19 protein-coding genes and 2 pseudogenes are annotated in these 16,038 nt (G+C 64.9%); 5 read left to right on the forward strand and 16 right to left on the reverse strand.

All coding sequences use genetic code 11. The features are described 5' to 3' along the window. Positions 1-1,167, reverse strand: a 1,167-nt coding sequence (locus EPN51_RS18655) for an acetyl-CoA C-acetyltransferase (protein ID WP_293045240.1), incomplete at its 3' end; no start/stop codon positions are given. 198 nt (positions 1,168-1,365) lie between these two features. Between EPN51_RS18655 and EPN51_RS18660 the strand changes: the two genes are divergently transcribed. Then, the gene (locus tag EPN51_RS18660) at positions 1,366-2,568 is read left to right on the forward strand and encodes a pyridoxal phosphate-dependent aminotransferase (RefSeq protein ID WP_293045242.1); all 1,203 of its coding nucleotides are present in this window, start codon (positions 1,366-1,368) and stop codon (positions 2,566-2,568) included. Here the strand turns inward: EPN51_RS18660 and EPN51_RS18665 are convergent. From EPN51_RS18665 to EPN51_RS18680, 5 genes and pseudogenes are all read right to left on the reverse strand, one after another. Next, the gene (locus EPN51_RS18665; protein WP_293045243.1) at positions 2,546-2,989 is read right to left on the reverse strand and encodes an SRPBCC family protein; all 444 of its coding nucleotides are present in this window, start codon (positions 2,987-2,989) and stop codon (positions 2,546-2,548) included. The two genes, EPN51_RS18660 and EPN51_RS18665, sit on opposite strands and share 23 nt — an antisense overlap. 59 nt (positions 2,990-3,048) lie before the next feature. Next, complete coding sequence (locus EPN51_RS18670) at positions 3,049-3,504, reverse strand: SRPBCC family protein (protein WP_293045245.1); 456 nt, start codon at positions 3,502-3,504, stop codon at positions 3,049-3,051. Between the two features lie 58 nt (positions 3,505-3,562). Further along, positions 3,563-3,826, reverse strand: a pseudogene (locus EPN51_RS18675) (CoA transferase); the annotation flags it as partial. A 43-nt stretch (positions 3,827-3,869) separates the two neighbouring features. Further along, positions 3,870-3,944, reverse strand: a pseudogene (locus EPN51_RS29050) (hypothetical protein); the annotation flags it as partial. A 5-nt stretch (positions 3,945-3,949) separates the two neighbouring features. After that, entirely contained in the window at positions 3,950-4,393 is a 444-nt protein-coding gene (locus EPN51_RS18680) for an SRPBCC family protein (protein WP_293045247.1), read from the reverse strand. A gap of 65 nt (positions 4,394-4,458) precedes the next feature. Between EPN51_RS18680 and EPN51_RS18685 the strand changes: the two genes are divergently transcribed. Next, positions 4,459-6,144, forward strand: a complete 1,686-nt coding sequence (locus tag EPN51_RS18685; RefSeq protein WP_293045248.1) for an alpha-keto acid decarboxylase family protein — start codon at positions 4,459-4,461, stop codon at positions 6,142-6,144. A 15-nt stretch (positions 6,145-6,159) separates the two neighbouring features. On the opposite strand, the gene EPN51_RS18690 is transcribed toward EPN51_RS18685, so the two are convergent. The 5 genes from EPN51_RS18690 to EPN51_RS18710 form a co-directional block, all read right to left on the reverse strand. Continuing rightward, complete coding sequence (locus EPN51_RS18690; protein WP_293045250.1) at positions 6,160-6,345, reverse strand: (2Fe-2S)-binding protein; 186 nt, start codon at positions 6,343-6,345, stop codon at positions 6,160-6,162. 10 nt (positions 6,346-6,355) lie between these two features. Beyond that, positions 6,356-6,982 carry a fatty-acid--CoA ligase gene (locus EPN51_RS18695; protein ID WP_293045252.1) on the reverse strand — a complete coding sequence of 209 codons (627 nt, stop codon included), beginning with the start codon at positions 6,980-6,982 and terminating at the stop codon, positions 6,356-6,358. Next, a complete protein-coding gene (locus EPN51_RS18700; protein WP_293045739.1) occupies positions 6,979-8,382 on the reverse strand; it encodes a FadD3 family acyl-CoA ligase in 1,404 nt (467 codons plus the stop codon). Before EPN51_RS18700 ends, EPN51_RS18695 begins: the two co-directional genes overlap by 4 nt. Before the next feature lie 32 nt (positions 8,383-8,414). Then, the gene (locus EPN51_RS18705; RefSeq protein WP_293045254.1) at positions 8,415-9,605 is read right to left on the reverse strand and encodes an amidohydrolase family protein; all 1,191 of its coding nucleotides are present in this window, start codon (positions 9,603-9,605) and stop codon (positions 8,415-8,417) included. 87 nt (positions 9,606-9,692) lie between these two features. Next, positions 9,693-10,112 carry a lipoprotein LpqH gene (locus EPN51_RS18710; protein WP_366509460.1) on the reverse strand — a complete coding sequence of 140 codons (420 nt, stop codon included), beginning with the start codon at positions 10,110-10,112 and terminating at the stop codon, positions 9,693-9,695. 110 nt (positions 10,113-10,222) lie between these two features. On the opposite strand from EPN51_RS18710, the gene EPN51_RS18715 reads away from it, so the two are divergent. Further along, a complete protein-coding gene (locus EPN51_RS18715; protein ID WP_293045256.1) occupies positions 10,223-10,978 on the forward strand; it encodes an enoyl-CoA hydratase/isomerase family protein in 756 nt (251 codons plus the stop codon). Then, positions 10,975-11,415 carry a hypothetical protein gene (locus EPN51_RS18720; RefSeq protein WP_293045258.1) on the forward strand — a complete coding sequence of 147 codons (441 nt, stop codon included), beginning with the start codon at positions 10,975-10,977 and terminating at the stop codon, positions 11,413-11,415. The genes EPN51_RS18715 and EPN51_RS18720 overlap by 4 nt, the downstream gene beginning before the upstream one ends. On the opposite strand, the gene EPN51_RS18725 is transcribed toward EPN51_RS18720, so the two are convergent. Continuing rightward, positions 11,331-12,032 carry a TetR/AcrR family transcriptional regulator gene (locus tag EPN51_RS18725; RefSeq protein WP_293045260.1) on the reverse strand — a complete coding sequence of 234 codons (702 nt, stop codon included), beginning with the start codon at positions 12,030-12,032 and terminating at the stop codon, positions 11,331-11,333. The two genes, EPN51_RS18720 and EPN51_RS18725, sit on opposite strands and share 85 nt — an antisense overlap. 193 nt (positions 12,033-12,225) lie before the next feature. Between EPN51_RS18725 and EPN51_RS18730 the strand changes: the two genes are divergently transcribed. After that, positions 12,226-13,521, forward strand: coding sequence for a cytochrome P450 (locus EPN51_RS18730; RefSeq protein WP_293045262.1), 1,296 nt, complete (start codon positions 12,226-12,228; stop codon positions 13,519-13,521). Position 13,522: 1 nt separating this feature from the next. On the opposite strand, the gene EPN51_RS18735 is transcribed toward EPN51_RS18730, so the two are convergent. The 4 genes from EPN51_RS18735 to EPN51_RS18750 are packed head-to-tail and all read right to left on the reverse strand — an operon-like array spanning position 13,523 to position 15,991. Next, positions 13,523-13,807, reverse strand: a complete 285-nt coding sequence (locus tag EPN51_RS18735; RefSeq protein ID WP_293045744.1) for a cytochrome C oxidase subunit IV family protein — start codon at positions 13,805-13,807, stop codon at positions 13,523-13,525. Then, positions 13,807-14,397 carry a cytochrome c oxidase subunit 3 family protein gene (locus EPN51_RS18740; protein ID WP_293045264.1) on the reverse strand — a complete coding sequence of 197 codons (591 nt, stop codon included), beginning with the start codon at positions 14,395-14,397 and terminating at the stop codon, positions 13,807-13,809. The genes EPN51_RS18735 and EPN51_RS18740 overlap by 1 nt, the downstream gene beginning before the upstream one ends. Next, positions 14,394-15,209: a hypothetical protein gene (locus EPN51_RS18745; protein ID WP_293045266.1), complete on the reverse strand. Its 816-nt coding sequence runs from the start codon at positions 15,207-15,209 to the stop codon at positions 14,394-14,396. Before EPN51_RS18745 ends, EPN51_RS18740 begins: the two co-directional genes overlap by 4 nt. Further along, entirely contained in the window at positions 15,206-15,991 is a 786-nt protein-coding gene (locus tag EPN51_RS18750) for a hypothetical protein (RefSeq protein WP_293045268.1), read from the reverse strand. Before EPN51_RS18750 ends, EPN51_RS18745 begins: the two co-directional genes overlap by 4 nt. Positions 15,992-16,038: the final 47 nt, after the last annotated feature.

Consider the following 16,038-nt stretch of genomic DNA (forward strand, 5'->3'; position numbering starts at 1 on the left):
GCACAGTGTGACCAGGGCGCGACGCGCGTTGCGGCGCTCGAGCTCGTCGACCATGGTCCCGGTGATCATGGCGCCGGTGGCGCCCAGCGGGTGGCCCATCGCGATGGCGCCGCCGTTGACGTTGAGCTTCTCGTCGGGAATGTTGAGGTCCTTCTGGAACTTCAGTACCACCGATGCGAACGCCTCATTGATCTCGACCAGGTCGATGTCGTCGAGGGTCAAGCCGGCGCGATCGAGCACCTTGCGGGTGGCCGGTGTCGGGCCGGTGAGCATGATGACCGGGTCGGCGCCGCTGGTGGCGGTCGCCACCACGCGGGCTCGCGGAGTCAGGCCCTGCGACTTGCCCGCTGCTTCTGACCCGACCAGCACCAGCGCGGCGCCATCGACGATGCCGGAGCTGTTGCCGCCGGTGTGGACGTGGTTGATCTTCTCGACGAAGTGGTACTTCTGCAGCGCCACGTCGTCGAAGCCGCCCATCTCACCGATGCCGTCGAACGCGGTCTTGAGCTTGCCCAGGCCTTCCAGGGTGGAGTCGGGGCGCATGTGCTCGTCGTGGTCGAGGATCACCAGGCCGTTCTGGTCGCGTACCGGGACCACCGACTTGGCGAAGTAGCCGCCCGACCAGGCCGCGGCGGCCTTCTCCTGGCTGCGCAGCGCGAAGCGGTCGACGTCTTCCCGGGAGAAACCCTCGATAGTGGCGATCAGGTCGGCGCCGATGCCCTGCGGCACGAATCCGACCGCATAGTTGGTCTCCGGATCCAGCGCCCAGGCGCCGCCGTCGGAGCCCATCGGGACGCGGCTCATCGACTCCACGCCCCCGGCGAGCACCAGGTCGTCCCAGCCGGAGCGCACCTTCTGCGCGGCCAGGTTGACCGCCTCCAGACCCGAGGCGCAGAACCGGTTGAGCTGGAAGCCGCCGGTCGTCTCGGGCAGCTTGGCTACCAGCGCGGCCGTGCGGGCGATATCGCCGCCCTGGTCACCGACCGGCGAGACACAACCGAGGATGACGTCGCTGATCAGGTTCTCGTCCAGATCGGGGAAGCGCCTGCGCAGCTCCTCGATCAGGCCGACGACCAGGTTGACCGGCTTAACCTCGTTCAACGATCCGTGGCGTTGCTTGCCCCGCGGTGTGCGGATGGCCTCATAAATGAAAGCTTCTTCGGACATGACGACTTCCTGTTCGCGAATAGGGTTCGAATCCGACTTCAAGACTAAGTCCCGCTCCACCCTAACAGCAGGGCCCGGCCAACCTGTTGGTTGGGCATGTTGGCGCTGGTCACAGCTCCGAGCGTGACGCGACAGTCACATTCGGCGCCGAGCGTGACGCTGCAGTCACGCTGAGGTCGGAAGTTAAGCTCGACGACCATGACGGTCTCGCGACTGCGTCCGTACGCGACCACGGTGTTCGCCGAGATGTCGGCGCTGGCCGCGCGGATCGGCGCGGTGAACCTCGGCCAGGGTTTTCCCGACGAGGACGGGCCGCCGGCCATGCTGAGGGCCGCCCAGGAGGCCATCGCCGACGGCATCAACCAGTACCCGCCCGGGATCGGTATGGCGCCGCTGCGGCACGCCATCGCCGCCCAACGTCAGCGCCACTACGGCATCGAGTACGACCCCGACACCGAGGTGTTGGTGACGGTCGGGGCGACCGAGGCCATCGCCTCGGCGGTGATCGGCCTGATCGAGCCCGGCTCGGAGGTGTTACTCATCGAACCGTTCTACGACTCCTACTCGCCGGTGGTGGCGATGGCCTCCGCGCAGCGGGTCACCGTGCCGCTGGTCCCTGACGGCCGCGGTTTCGCGCTGGACGCCGACGCGCTGCGGCGGGCGGTGACGCCACGGACCCGCGCGCTGATCGTCAACTCACCGCACAACCCGACCGGCACGGTGCTCAGCGCGACCGAACTGGCGGCCATCGCTGAGATCGCCGTCGCCGCCGACCTGTTGGTGATCACCGACGAGGTGTACGAACACCTGGTGTATGACGGCCGGCAACACGTGCCGCTGGCCGGCTTCGACGGCATGGCCGAACGGACGATCACCATCTCCAGCGCGGCCAAGATGTTCAACTGCACCGGCTGGAAGATTGGATGGGCTTGCGGCCCAGCGCAACTCGTCGCCGGAATGCGCGCGGCCAAACAGTATCTGAGCTATGTCGGCGGCGCGCCATTCCAGCCCGCGGTGGCTCTGGCGTTGGAGAAGGAGGGCGCGTGGGTGGATGAACTGCGCGCCACCTTGCAGGCCAGGCGTGATCGGCTGGCCGCCGGGCTGATCGACATCGGGTTCGAGGTGCACGACAGCGCCGGCACCTACTTCTTGTGCGCCGATCCACGCCCGCTGGGTTATGACGACAGCTCCGCGTTCTGCGCGGCGCTGCCGGAAAGGGTCGGGGTCGCCGCCATCCCGATGTCGGCCTTCTGCGATCCGGACGCGGCACACGGGCCGGCCGATGTGTGGAATCACTTGGTGCGCTTCACCTTCTGCAAACGCGACGACACGCTCGATGAGGCGATCAGGCGACTGGCCGCCCTGCGTGGCGGACCGGCTATTGCGGCGGACCTTCCATAACGCGCTTTCGCAGTCCCTCCAGCGCTGCGCGCAGGATCTTCTTGCGGGCCCGGCTGACCACGAACTCGGGAAGTGGCGCTGACGGTTCGACAGTGATGGCGAATCGCACCCGGGTCTTGTCGTCACCTTCGCGGATCAGGTTGTACTCGCCGTGCTGGCCGTGTTGGTGGATCGTCTTTTTGGCGTCCCACACCATCCAGTCGGCCCCCCAGTGGTACTCGAGCAGCTGCGTGTCGACGATGCCCATCACTTTGATCGTGACCTTCACGTGGTGCGGGCGTCCGTTTGGATAGGTGTCGACGACTTCCGCCTTCTTGTGTACCGCGGACCACGACGGCACGGTGTCCATGTCGGCGAGCGCGTCGATGATCGCATCTGCGGGCGCGTCGATAACAATTTCGGACGATGCTTGTACGGCCACTGCCTACAAGTTAACAACAGCTTCGTCGCCCATGGAGGCCCCAAAACCGCCGGCGACGACTATTCCGGCTCGGCTGAACGATTGCCGCGCATCACCAATTCGCGCAATCCCTTTTCCGCCCCGTCCAGAGCGCTTTCGCTTGCCCGCCGGACGATGAACGCGGGTACGGGCCGGCCCGGTTCGACGGTGATGTCGAAGCGCACTCGGGTCTGGCCGACGCCCTCGGGTTTGAGGTTGTACTCGACGTGCTGACCATGTTGCTGGGAGGTGCCTTTGGCGTCGTAGCAGACCCAGTCGGGGCCCCAGTGATATTCCAGGATCTCCTTGTCGACGAGCCCCAGAATCTTGATGGTGGTCCTGACATGGTGGGGCCGGCCGTCGGGATAACGGTCGATCACTTCGATGTGTTTGTGCAGCGGTGACCACGACGACAGGACGCGGACATCTGTCAGCGCCTCCATGACCACTTCTGGCGGCGCGTTGACGACGAATTCGCGTGATGCTTTTACGGCCACTGACATCAAATTTAGCAACACCGGCCCGGGCAGGGATCGGTTCGGCGTAATCGATGTTCTACCAATCGATTTCGTCAAGCGGCGTGGTCGCCGCCGACGGTCGTTCGACCGGTCCGGGCGGTGTCCGAGAAAAGCGCGGGGCCGGTGCGGCCTGGTCGACGCCGTGGGCGGTGATCACCGTGCACCGCGCCCGCAGGTGCTCGTCGGTCGCGGCTTCGGTCCGCGTCAGCACCGGGGTGACGCACGCATCGGTACCGGCGAAGGTCCGCGCCCATTCGGCACGGGTTCGGCTGGCGAACCGTTTGGCGAAGACGTCGCGCACGGCGCACCCGCACCACGTCGGCTCCGAGGTCGGCGAGCAGCATTCCCGCGTGCGGCCCCGGTCCGATGCCGCCGAGTTCGATGACTTTCACCCCGGCCAGCGGCCCGCCGCCGCTCACCGCGACTACTTACCCTTCGTGACCTTGAGCACCCGCTCGCGCAGCGCCTTGGTGGCGGAATCGATCGTCCCCTTCACGGCACGCTTCAACACGAAGCCGGGCACCGGCACGTTCGGGTCCGCGAGCAGCTCGAACTTGACCAGAGTCTGGTCGCCGTCCGGTATCAGCGTGTACTTCCCGTCCTGCGCCTTCTGCTGCGAGGAGCTGACCAGCGTCCAGCTCACCGTGTCGTTCCCCCAGGTGTAGGCGACCACCTGTTCGTCGGTGATCCCGGCGACCTTGACTTTCATCTTCACTTGGCGGGGCCGCCCGTCGTCGCCGGTCTCGAGGATCTCCGCGCTCTGATGCGGTTCCGACCATTCCGGCATCGACTCGAAGTCGGCGATGACGTCCAGAATTTCCTCGGGACTGGCTTCGATCACGATGTCGCGGGATTCTTTGAGTGCCATGGCCCGCACGATACTGGCACGGCGTCCCACCCGGAATAGATTCCGCCGAGCGTACCGTCGTGCCTGTGACTGATGCCGCGACCGATCCCGCATACACCGTCGGTGACTACCTGTTGGACCGTCTCGCCGAACTCGGCGTCTCGGAGATCTTCGGCGTTCCCGGTGATTACAACCTGGAGTTCCTCGACCACATCATCGCCCACCCGACCCTGCGGTGGGTCGGTAACGTCAACGAGCTGAACGCCGGCTATGCCGCCGACGGATATGGACGGCTGCGCGGAATATCGGCTCTGGTAACGACATTCGGTGTCGGTGAGCTGTCCGCGGCCAATGCGATCGCGGGGAGCTTCGCCGAGCAGGTGCCCGTCGTGCATATCGTCGGCGGCCCCTCCAAGGACGCCCAGGGCACCCGGCGCGCGCTGCACCATTCGCTCGGCGACGGGGATTTCGAGCACTTCTTCCGGATCAGCCGCGAAATCACCTGCGCTCAAGCCAATCTCATGCCCGCAACGGCCCGCCGAGAGATCGACCGGGTGCTGTGCGAGGTGCGCGAACAGAAGCGGCCCGGATACATCCTGCTGTCCACCGACGTGGCCCGCTTCCCCACCGAACCTCCCGAGGCGCCGCTGCCCCGCTACACCGGCGGCACCAGCCCCCGCGCGCTGGCGATGTTCGTCGAGGCCGCGACCGAGCTCATCGCCGACCACCAGCTCACCGTGCTCGCCGACTTGCTCGTCCATCGCCTGCAGGCGATCAAAGAGCTCGAGGCGTTGCTGACGGCGGACGTCGTGCCGCACGCCACGTTGATGTGGGGGAAGAGTCTGCTCGACGAGAGCGCACCGAATTTCCTGGGGATCTACGCGGGATCGGCCAGTGCGCCGACGGTGCGTACCGCGATCGAAGAGGCGGCGGTCCTGGTCACCGCCGGTGTGGTGTTCACCGACATGGTGAGCGGCTTCTTCAGCCAGCGGATCGACCCGGCCCGGACCATCGACGTCGGCCAGTATCAAAGCAGTGTGGCCGGAGAGGTCTTCGCGCCGTTGGAAATGGGCGCCGCGCTCGAGGCACTGGCCACCATCCTGGTCCGGCGCGGGATCTCGTCGCCCCCGGTGGCGCTGCCGCCCGCCGAGCCGCTGCCGCCGCCCCCGCCGCGCGATCAACCACTTACTCAAAAGATGTTGTGGAATCGCCTCTGCCTGGCCCTCACACCGGGCAACGTGGTGCTCGCCGACCAGGGCACCTCCTTCTACGGCATGGCCGACCACCGGTTGCCGCAAGGAGTCACCTTCATCGGTCAACCGCTATGGGGCTCAATCGGTTACACGTTGCCCGCCGCGCTCGGGGCCGCGGTGGCGCATCCGGACCGCAGGACGGTGTTGCTCATCGGGGACGGCGCCGCGCAACTGACCATCCAAGAGCTCGGCTCCTTCTCACGCGAAGGGCTCTCCCCCGTCATCGTGGTGGTCAACAACGACGGCTACACCATCGAGCGCGCGATCCACGGCGCGACGGCGCCGTACAACGACATCGTCAGCTGGAAGTGGACGGACGTTCCGGGCGCGCTGGGCGTCACCGACCACCTGGCGTTCCGGGTCCAGACCTACGGACAACTCGACGACGCGCTGACCGCCGCTGCCGAACACAACGACCGCATGGTTTTCGTCGAGGTGGTGCTGCCGCGGCTCGAGATTCCCCACCTGCTCGTCGAACTCGTCCAACCGACGTCACCGGACGGCAATCCGCGCCGCTGACGACGGCCGATCCGGTCAAATCGAGTTGGGTGTGCGGTCCGGCGACGATGACCGCAGGATGGCCTGCAGCGTCCGCCGGCAGCGACCACAATCGGCGCCCGCTCCGCACGCCTGGGCGACTTCCTGGGTGGTCGACGCCCCGCATTCCATGGCCTCGGTCACGGTCTGGCTGGTGACCCCGTTACACAGGCACACGTACACGGGCGAATCCTCAGTCCGCCTCGATGCGCATCATGTCGAAGAACCGGCCGACGAACAGCGGCGGATAGGCGCCGATGCCCGCTCCCGACATCCACTGCGCCGCGGCGTCAGGGTGGTCGATCCACTGCCGCGCTCTGTCTTCGTCGGGGAACTCCTGCAGGATCAACACTTCGTGGTCATCATCGAAAGCCTGGAATACCCAGGTCTTTCGGATTCCCGCGGTGGTGAACCTGTCTATCGCCGTGCTGACTTCGGAAGTCAGCAGGAGTACATCGTTGACGGATGCGATGGCGGCCACCACGACACCGGGTGCTGACGGGGTCGTCGGTGGCTGCGCGATGAACCTGTCGACGATCTCGCCGGCGAACACCGCGGGGATGTCGTCGACGCCGGCCTCGTCGAACCCGTCGAAGAAGACCCGGGAGCGCAGCAGCTCGACGATCGGTTCACGGCTGTGGACTCCGATCATCACCAGGACCCGGCCGTGGTCGTGGGTCGAGGTGTAGACCAGCACGTGATGCGCCCCGATATCGGCGAGGGCCGTTTTGTTGCGTTCCAGCAGCGGCCATACCCGGGTCGGATCGGGGATGCGATAGTCCGACGCGATCACCATCGAATGAATATCGCCGTTGTTCATCGGAGTTGATCCTTCATCACTTTCCCCGTCGCGTTGAGTGGGAGTGAATCAAGGAACTGTACCGCGCGCGGCACCTTGAACCCGGCCATGCGGTCGCGACACCAGCCGATCAACTCGTCGGCGCTGACATCGGCGCTGCGGACCACGAACGCCTTGCCCACTTGGCCCATCCGCTCATCGGGGACGCCGATGACCGCCGCCTGCGCGACGGCCGGGTGGTTGAGCAGGAAGCCTTCGATCTCGGCCGGATAGGCATTGAAGCCGCCGACGATGAACATGTCCTTTTTGCGGCCGACGATGCGCAGCCGGCCGGCGTCGGTGAACTCCCCCAGGTCTCCGGTGTGCAGCCAGCCGTCGGCGTCGATCGCCTGGGCCGTGGCCGCGGGATCGTCCAGGTAGCCCTGCATGACTCCGTAGCCGCGAACCACCACCTCGCCGTCGTCGGCGATGCGCACCTCGACTCCGTCGCACGGCAGGCCCGCGGTGGTGGCCACATCCTCGAAGGAATCCCCGGGCCGGGACAACGTCACGTTGCCGGCCTCGGTCAGCCCGTAGCCCGTCATCAACGTCTGGAACGGCAGTTCGCCATGGATGCGACGGACCAGTTCGACGGGGATGTCGGCGGCGCCGGTCACCGCCGCCCGCAGCGTCGACAGCGTGGACTTGTCGCTGACGGTGAGCAATGAGTGGTAGAGCGTCGGGGGCCCGGGAAGCATCGTGATGCGTTCGCGTTCAATGAGATCCACCACGGTGTCGATGTCGAAAACCGCGACCGGCAGCATCGTCGCGCCGCGCAGGAAGGACGTCACCAGGCCCGCCTTCAGACCGAACGTGTGGAAGTACGGGTTGATCTGCAGATAGCGGTCCCCCTCGCGCAGATCCGCAAGCGTCGCCCACTCCTCATACATCCGCAGCGTTTGGCCGTGGTTGAGCATCGCGCCCTTGGGGCGGCCGGTCGTGCCCGAGGTGAAGATGATGTCCGAGATGTCGGTGCCGTTCACCGGCCGCTCGAAGGGCGAACCGCTGGACAGGAAGTCGGACTTCAAATCGATGACCGGCACACCGGCGGGCGCTGTGTAATCCTGGTCCAGGAAGCCCTTTTGGACCAGGACGGCCTTCACCTTGCTGCGGACGATGATGTCGCCGGCTTCGTCGGTCTTGAACCGCGTATTGACCGGGACGAGCACGCCGCCCGCCGTGAGCAACCCGAACGCCGCGATGATCCACTCGGCCGAGTTGGGCGCCCAGATCGCGACGCGGTCACCCTTGTCGACGCCGAGGTCGGCGAAAGAACCTGCGGCGCAACGGATTCGCTCGACCACCTGTCTGAAAGTCAAGCGCAGCGGACCGTCGACGACTGCTTCCGCATCGCCGAAACGGTCCGCCGCGCTCAAGACCATCTCGGGGATGGTCTGCCAGTTTGGCGGGGTCGTCACACCGTGACGAGCCGACCGAGGTTGCCGCCCATGATCTTGGCCTGGTCGTCGACGGACAGGTGCGACAGCGCGTTGACGTAGTACGTCGGCTCCGCCAGCCCTTCCGGGTGCGGCCAGTCCGAGCCGTACAGCACCTGATCCACACCGACGAGGTTGACGAGATCGTCGATGCCGTCCTCGAAGAACGGGCTGACGTAGATCCGGTTCTTCACCATCTCGACGGGGTCGCTCGGGAAGGCTTCCGGGGCCTTCCGGAAAACCTCGGCCAGGCCGTCCAGCAGCGGGGTCATCCACTTCGAACCGGCCTCGACGATGGCGACCTTCAGCTTGGGGTGGCGGTAGAGCGCGCCGTGGATCACCCACGACCCCACCGAGTCCTGGATCGGCCGCCACTCGTTGAGGATGCCCATCGCATTGGTTTGGAACGGCAGCATCTCCTGGTCGGCACCGTCCCATTCGGAGGTGTACCGGGAATAGCCACTGTCGCTGGAGTGCATGCCGACCAGCACGTCGTGCTCGACGACCCGCTCCCAGAACGGGTCGAACTCGGGCACCGCGAACGACCGCGGGCCGCGGAAGCCGGGGACGGGAGCCGGGCGGACCAGGATGCAGCGCGCACCACGCTTGACCGCCCATTCCAGCTCCTCGATCGCCTTCTCGACGATCGGCAGGGTGATGACCGGGGTGGTGAAGATCCGGTTCTGGTAGTTGAAGCCCCAGACCTCATCGAGCCACTCGTTCAGCGCATGGATCAGGACGTGGATGGCCACCGGGTCGTCGCGCAGCCGCTCTTCGATCAGGCTGGCCAGCGTCGGGAACATCAGTGTGCGGTCCAGGCCCAGCTCGTTCATCTTCTCCAGGCGCGGGCCGGGCTCGAAGAACGCCGGGATCGCGCGCATCGGCTCGCCGAACAGCTCGCGCTTGGTCTTGCCTTCCGGGTTGCCGTACTTGAAGTACTCCTCCCAGGCACCCGGCCGGGCGACGACCTCGAAAGTCGGGTTGGGAATGTAGTTGCTGATCTGGCCGCGGATCGCGATCTTGGTGCGCCCGTTGATCTGCACGTACTGGACGAAGTCCTTGTACTCCTTGGGGAGGAACTTGGTCAGCGCCTCCGGCGGCTCGTAGAGATGGTTATCCGCGTCAAAGATTGGAAACGGGACGTCTTCCCGATGCGACAACTGCCCCATGAAATCCTCCTTCGCAATTTTCGAGAATTGTATTCTCTACAGGCGCCTAATCGCAACGTGGCCCAGCTGACACCCGATTCGATATGGTCAGCACGTCACGACGATCTTGAACGTGGCGGTGGCCGGCTCAGTGGGTCTGTCGGTCCGGTAACCGTTGGCGGTGCCGCTAACGGTGAATTTGTCACCCGTCATGCTCGTGTCGGCGTTGTCGCCGGAACCCCGGGAGTACATCCCGCTGAACCCACCCACGTTCCGGATATGGACAGACTGGGTCGTCGCCGGTTGCGCACTCTCGTCGACGATGACCTTCGCGCCGGCAAAATTGCTGCCGATGTCGATCATCCGGGTCCACTCCCTCTGATCGCACTTGACGATGTGGAAAGTCCGGTCGTTGCCGTTGACGGTCACCGATGCCGAACTCGAGATTTGGGTTGACGACCGCGACGTGCATGCCCCAAGAAGGGCAATGGTGAGGGCCGCAGCGGCGACCACGATCCGGTTCCGCACCGAATCACCTCCATCCTCGCTGACGAAAGTTCTTGGGCCTGCAGCGATGATGTTATTCTCGCGAAAAGAGAATGCCAATATCGGGTTTCTTGTCCGAGGAGCGATGACGCATGGTGGACCTGGAGATCGACGATGGGCTGGCGGTACTCACCATCGATCGCCCCCACGCGCGCAATGCCATCGCGCTGGACACCATGGAACAGCTCGAGAAAGCGCTCGATGCGGCGGCGGGCGCCGAAGCACTGGTCATCAAGGGGGCCGGAGAGCGCGCTTTCGTATCCGGCGGTGACCTCAAGGAGTTGAGCGCGCTGCGGACCGAAGAGGACGCCGCGGCGATGGCACGGCGGATGCGGTCCATCTGCGACCGGCTGGCGGACTTCCCCGCGCCCGTCATCGCCGCACTCAACGGCCACGCGTTCGGCGGCGGCGCCGAAGTCGCTGTCGCCGCCGACATCAGGGTGGCGGCCGACGACATCAGGATCGCCTTCAACCAGGTGCAGCTGGAGATCATGCCCGCCTGGGGCGGAGCCGAGCGGCTGGCCTCGCTGGTCGGGAAGAGCAAGGCGCTGCTGTTGGCCGGTTCGGGAACCGCCCTCAGCGCGGTTGACGCCGAGCGGATCGGTCTGGTGGACCGGGTGTTGCCCCGCGACGTCTTCGACTCGCCCGACGAGGGATGGCGAGCCATCGCGAGGTCGCTGGCCCGGGGCCCGGCGACGGAGATAAAGCGCGTGATTCGCGGAGTTTCTGCTGATGAGGCGATAGCATCCTTTGCACGGCTATGGGTTGCCGACCCGCACTGGCAGGCCGCCGAAAGGGTCATGAACCGCAACACCAAATCCCGTCCGGCAGCCGGAGGAGCGTCATGACCACCAAAACGAAGACAGCGCTGGGCGTCGGCTCCGTCGTGTCGTTGGCTTCTCTATTGGCAGCGGCGGGTGTAGTCGCGGGCAGTGGCCGGGCGCATGCCGATGACCCGGTCATGCATCACGTCAAATACACGGTCACCGCGCAGAACCCGATCTACACCAGCATCTATTACCTGGATCATGAGCCGGCCGTTTTTGCCGACTACAGCCACAACCCCTACTCGTTCACACCGCACGTCGACGTCGACATCGCGCCGGGCAAGCCGTGGAGCTACGAGCTGAGCCTGTCGAAGCCCGACGTGTATGCGATGGTCGTGGCGAGCACGGGTACGGAACCCGGCACGCCAGGGCTTCACTGTGATCTGGAGGTGGACGGAGCCGTCGTCGTATCCAAGGATGGGCCCAAAGGCGTGCTTTGCTCGCTGCGGCACTGGTGAACGACCCAGGTCTGCGGGACACCCTCGATGGGTCGCGGCTCGCCCTCCAGCCGGCGCAGGTAACTTTCGACCAGCTCCACGGTCTCGGCGTGGCCACCGGACATGCCGATCGCCTGCTCGAGCACCAGGAACCGCGACAGGCTGGTCATCAGCACGGTCCACACCACCGGCGGCACGTCCTCATTCTGCACGCCGTAGCGCTGCAGCGCGTCGGCCACCGCTTGCCGCTGTTCCTCGCGGAAACGTTCGGCGTAGTACGCGATTTCGGCCCGCATGTCTTTGCGGTGGTTGGCCAGCGCCATGAATTCCATCGAGATCTGGGTGAACCCGGGATCGGTCCCGAACCGCCACACCGCCCACAACGGCTGCTCCGACTGCAGCGCTCGTGCCTGTACTTCGAGGCCTTCCTCGGCGCGGCGCCGGAAGACCTCGAGGAACAACTCCTCCATGGTGCGGAAGTAGTAGTGCACCAGCTGAGGTTTCAATCCCGCCCGGCCCGCCAGACGCCGCGACGTCACCGCGGCATAGCCCTCTTCGAGCATCAGCTGCTCGGCGGCATCGAGCAGCAAAGCGCGATTTTTCGCGTCCGGCGCCCCGATCCTGCGGGCAGATGTCATGTCCCTGCTCCGTACTGTGTGCCATCCCGTGCCGACCACACGGATCGTATCGTGGCGCGGCGCCCTGATCTTGACCCTGACATTACCGTCATGCTAAGCAGGTGCTCAGCACATTCTCGATTTCGAAATCACCGTGGCGGTACCTCTTGCCGCCGATACCACCGGTAAACCCAGCCCAGGGAGACGCAATCCGATGAGCACCTACGAGTCGATCGACTTCTTCACCGATCAGTCTCTGGTCCCAGATCCGCACCCTTACTTCGACTATCTGCGCAGTCGGAACCCGGTGCTGCGCCTGCCGCACTACGGAGTCGTTGCCATCACCGGCTACCCGGAAGCCTTCGAGGTGTACAAGGACGCGGAGACCTTCTCGAACATCGTCGCGCTCGGCGGGCCGTTCCCTCCGCTGCCGTTCACACCGGAGGGCGACGACATCAGCGCACAGATCGATGAGCACCGCAGTTCGTTCCCGATGTTCGAGCACATGGTCACCATGGATCCGCCGGACCACACCAAGGCTCGATCGGTGCTGGCCAAGCTCCTGACCCCGAGCCGGCTCAAGAAGAACGAGGAGTTCATGTGGCGCCTCGCCGACCGTCAGCTCGACGAGTTCCTGCACAACGGTGGGTGCGAGTTCATCGCCGAATACTCAAAGCCGTTCGCCACGTTGGTGATCGCCGACCTGCTGGGCGTCCCGGAGGACGACCACAAGCAGTTCCGCACCGTCTTGGGTGCCGATCGTCCTGGCGCGCGGGTGGGTGCCCTGGATCACGAGTCGGTCGGCATCAACCCGCTGGAATGGCTCGACGACAAGTTCTGTCACTACATCGAGGAGCGGCGTCGCGAGCCGCTCGGCGACGTGCTGACCTACCTGGCAGAGGCGAAGTATCCGGACGGTTCGACGCCCGAGGTCATCGATGTGGTTCGCTCGGCCACTTTCCTTTTTGCCGCCGGGCAGGAAACCACCGCGAAGTTGCTCAGCGCCGCCCTGCAGGTGCTCGGCGACCGGCCCGACATCCAGCAGCAGGTGCGTGAGGACCGCAGCCTCATCCCCGCGTTCATCGAGGAAGCGCTACGGATGGAGAGCCCGGTGAAAAGCGATTCCCGCCTGGCCCGTAGGGCGACGACCCTCGGCGGTGTCGACATCCCCGCCGGCACCGTGGTGATGATCTTGCCCGGCGCCGTCAATCGCGATCCGCGCCGGTTCGAGAACCCGCACGAGTTCGACATCAACCGGAAGAACGTGCGCGAGCACATGGCCTTCGCCCGCGGCGTGCACTCGTGCCCGGGCGGACCGCTCGCCCGCGTCGAGGGCCGCGTCTCGATCGAACGCCTCCTGGATCGGATGTCGCACATCGAGATTGACGAGGCCCACCACGGGCCGAGCGCCGAACGCCGCTACAGCTACGAGCCGACGTATATCCTGCGGGGTTTAAGCGAGCTGCACCTGACGTTCACGACCGCCGATTCGGTCGCGGCGGTGGGCTGAATCAGATCTGCATGCCGACGAAGTAGCAGCCGAGCAAGACGGCGCCGATCAGCACCACCCACGCATCGGTGAGTCGGCACAACAGGACGGGAGCGTCGCGCACCTCCATGAATTCGCGAAAAATGATGCGCACCTTGATCAGTGCGATCACGATGACGCTCGACGTGACCATCGCACCTGACTTCAGCAATCCGCCGGCGGAGTGGTCTATCCATAGATAGGCCAGCGTGAGCGCCGAGAGGACCAGCCATACGATCATCAGCCGTTTGTTGAATTTGATTCCGATCACCTCACCACGTACAGCAGCGCAAAGATGAGCACCCACAGGAAATCAACGGTGTGCCAATAGGTAGCGCAGGTTTCGACGATTTCCTGGGCCTCCCGGGGCCCCTGGGCTTTTCGTGCCGCTTTGCGGATTTGGTAGACGATGACGCCGAGTGCGACGAAGCCGATCAGCAGGTGCACGAAGTGGATGCCGGTGAGAAAGAAGTAGTAGGTGAAGAAGTCGTTGCTGTCCAACCCGTTTCCGATGCCGACCAACCGGGCCCACTCGAAAACCTTGAAGAAGAGGAAAACCGCGGCGAACGCGGCCGTGATGTACACGTCCTTGAGCGCCGCCCGGTAGGCGCCGGTACGGGCCGACTGAACACAGCGCGCCACCGACCACGAGCTCAGCAACAACACGAGGGTGTTGAAGACTCCGATCCGCAGATCCAGCTGCGACTGCGAGTGTAAGAACAGCTCGGGGTTGTGGGCACGATAGAACAGGTAAAAGCCGAAATACCCGGTGAAGACGAGTGTTTCGAACAATACGAAGGCCCACATGTCCGGCTGTCCGGGCACGGTGCGTTTGTTCGGATCGGCGAGGTCCGTCATCGGGTGGCCGCCTCTTTGCGGGCGCGGCCGGGCAGCGGCCCGGTGCCGAAGTCCTCCCGGCGGATCATCTGAAACAGCATGACGATGAACGTGACTTGGTAGATGCCGAACACCACCATGTCCAGCCACCACGCGATCTGGCCGTTCCAGGCCAAGATGCCCCGTCGAAAGACCCAGCAAGGCGCCACGACGACCTCGGTCAGCGCGTTGCACAGGTTGAGGTAGCCGAACCACTTGGGGAACACCCGGTTCTTGTCGAGCAGGATCGCGACCATCCAGATCAGCGAGCCGATCAGGAACACTCCCATGGTCCCGTCGAAAGACAGGAAGGCGAAGTCGTAGAGCCACCCGATCGCTTCGGGGTCTCGCTCTGGTCGCAGCGTCCCGACGATCAGCGCGATACAGAGCAGCAGCATGCCGGGAACCGCGCTGAGCGAGTAGATGATCAGGTACGAATACCCGAAGGCCCGACTGACCGACATGCGCCGCATCGAATATGCGATGAGGGCGTTGTTGATCGCGATCATGCCGCTGATGGCGAAGATGACGCCGAAACCAAAAGGGATCCCGAGGTGTCGTTCGGAGAACCAGTGCACCTGCGTCGCGAGGTCCCAGGTGGGCTGCGGTGGCGGCTGGACCTGCGCGACGATGAAGAACATCGGGAAGAAGAGGTTGTAGAAGACGACGAGCGTCCACCACGCCAGCCAGAGTTCGCGCTTGGGGTTGTGGCGCAGATGCCAGGCAAACCGCTGATGCACAGGGCCCGGCGGCGGCGTGGCCGGGGACGCCGGCGGTGTGATCACCGCGCTCATGCGTTGACCAGTTCATCTGGGCGCCCGGCGTTCTCAGCGCGCTCGCGATAGATGGCTCGTCCCAACACAATGCCCATCACGACGATCCAGACGGCGATGGCGACGTTCTTCACCCAGAAGGACAGGAAGCCATCCCACGCCAGTGGGCCGGTCAATGACACGCCGACGAAGGCCGCGGGCACCAGCGCTGCCGCAACCAGGAGGTTGAAGTGGGCCACCCAACCGTGGAACACCGGACGGGGCTGATCGTCGAAATAGATTGCCAGGGCCAGGATTACGCTCTGTCCTATCAGAAATGGAACCAGGATGGTGAAGGTCATCCAGCCGAAGTCATTGAGCAACTGCGTCAGCTCGGGGCTTCGTTCCGGGCGGAAGGCGGCCAGCAGCCAACAAACATTGGCGACGAGAAAGAGCGTCGGACCACCGGCCACGCAACCCAACATCGCGTAGGAGAAGATCGGCGTCCGATGCGCCATGCGGCGGATCTGCAGCACGATCAGAGCCAGTATCGGGACGAGGCACACCCCGAACCAGTTGAACACGATCATGCTGTAGCGGATCTGCGGAAGGTGTGCGGGATCGCGATAGAACGCGGCGACCTGGTCTGCCGGCATCGAGGGTGACATTGGCGGATTGAAGGCCGGAAAGAGGAAAAACGATGCGATCCATAAGATCAGCGCCACTGGCAACGTCCAGAGCAGGATCAGCTCGCCATCGGTCCGTCGCAGCGCGGCCCGCGCCGATTGGCGACCGCCCGCATCGTTTCCACCGACGTCGGACATCGGTACTCCTTCCCCGCACGAAATCGCCGCCCAAAACTTGGCTAGTC

Source organism: Mycobacterium sp. (genome assembly GCF_004298145.1).
Taxonomy (GTDB): domain Bacteria; phylum Actinomycetota; class Actinomycetes; order Mycobacteriales; family Mycobacteriaceae; genus Mycobacterium.

Excerpts from the sequence above, each read along its gene's own strand:
- EPN51_RS18660 (WP_293045242.1), top strand. The coding sequence starts at position 1,366 with ATGACGGTCTCGCGACTGCGTCCGTACGCGACCACGGTGTTCGCCGAG.
- EPN51_RS18680 (WP_293045247.1), bottom strand. The coding sequence starts at position 4,393 with ATGGCACTCAAAGAATCCCGCGACATCGTGATCGAAGCCAGTCCCGAG.
- EPN51_RS18695 (WP_293045252.1), bottom strand. The coding sequence starts at position 6,982 with ATGAACAACGGCGATATTCATTCGATGGTGATCGCGTCGGACTATCGC.
- EPN51_RS18700 (WP_293045739.1), bottom strand. The coding sequence starts at position 8,382 with ATGGTCTTGAGCGCGGCGGACCGTTTCGGCGATGCGGAAGCAGTCGTC.
- EPN51_RS18705 (WP_293045254.1), bottom strand. The coding sequence starts at position 9,605 with ATGGGGCAGTTGTCGCATCGGGAAGACGTCCCGTTTCCAATCTTTGAC.
- EPN51_RS18715 (WP_293045256.1), top strand. The coding sequence starts at position 10,223 with ATGGTGGACCTGGAGATCGACGATGGGCTGGCGGTACTCACCATCGAT.
- EPN51_RS18720 (WP_293045258.1), top strand. The coding sequence starts at position 10,975 with ATGACCACCAAAACGAAGACAGCGCTGGGCGTCGGCTCCGTCGTGTCG.
- EPN51_RS18725 (WP_293045260.1), bottom strand. The coding sequence starts at position 12,032 with ATGACATCTGCCCGCAGGATCGGGGCGCCGGACGCGAAAAATCGCGCT.
- EPN51_RS18730 (WP_293045262.1), top strand. The coding sequence starts at position 12,226 with ATGAGCACCTACGAGTCGATCGACTTCTTCACCGATCAGTCTCTGGTC.
- EPN51_RS18740 (WP_293045264.1), bottom strand. The coding sequence starts at position 14,397 with ATGACGGACCTCGCCGATCCGAACAAACGCACCGTGCCCGGACAGCCG.
- EPN51_RS18745 (WP_293045266.1), bottom strand. The coding sequence starts at position 15,209 with ATGAGCGCGGTGATCACACCGCCGGCGTCCCCGGCCACGCCGCCGCCG.
- EPN51_RS18750 (WP_293045268.1), bottom strand. The coding sequence starts at position 15,991 with ATGTCCGACGTCGGTGGAAACGATGCGGGCGGTCGCCAATCGGCGCGG.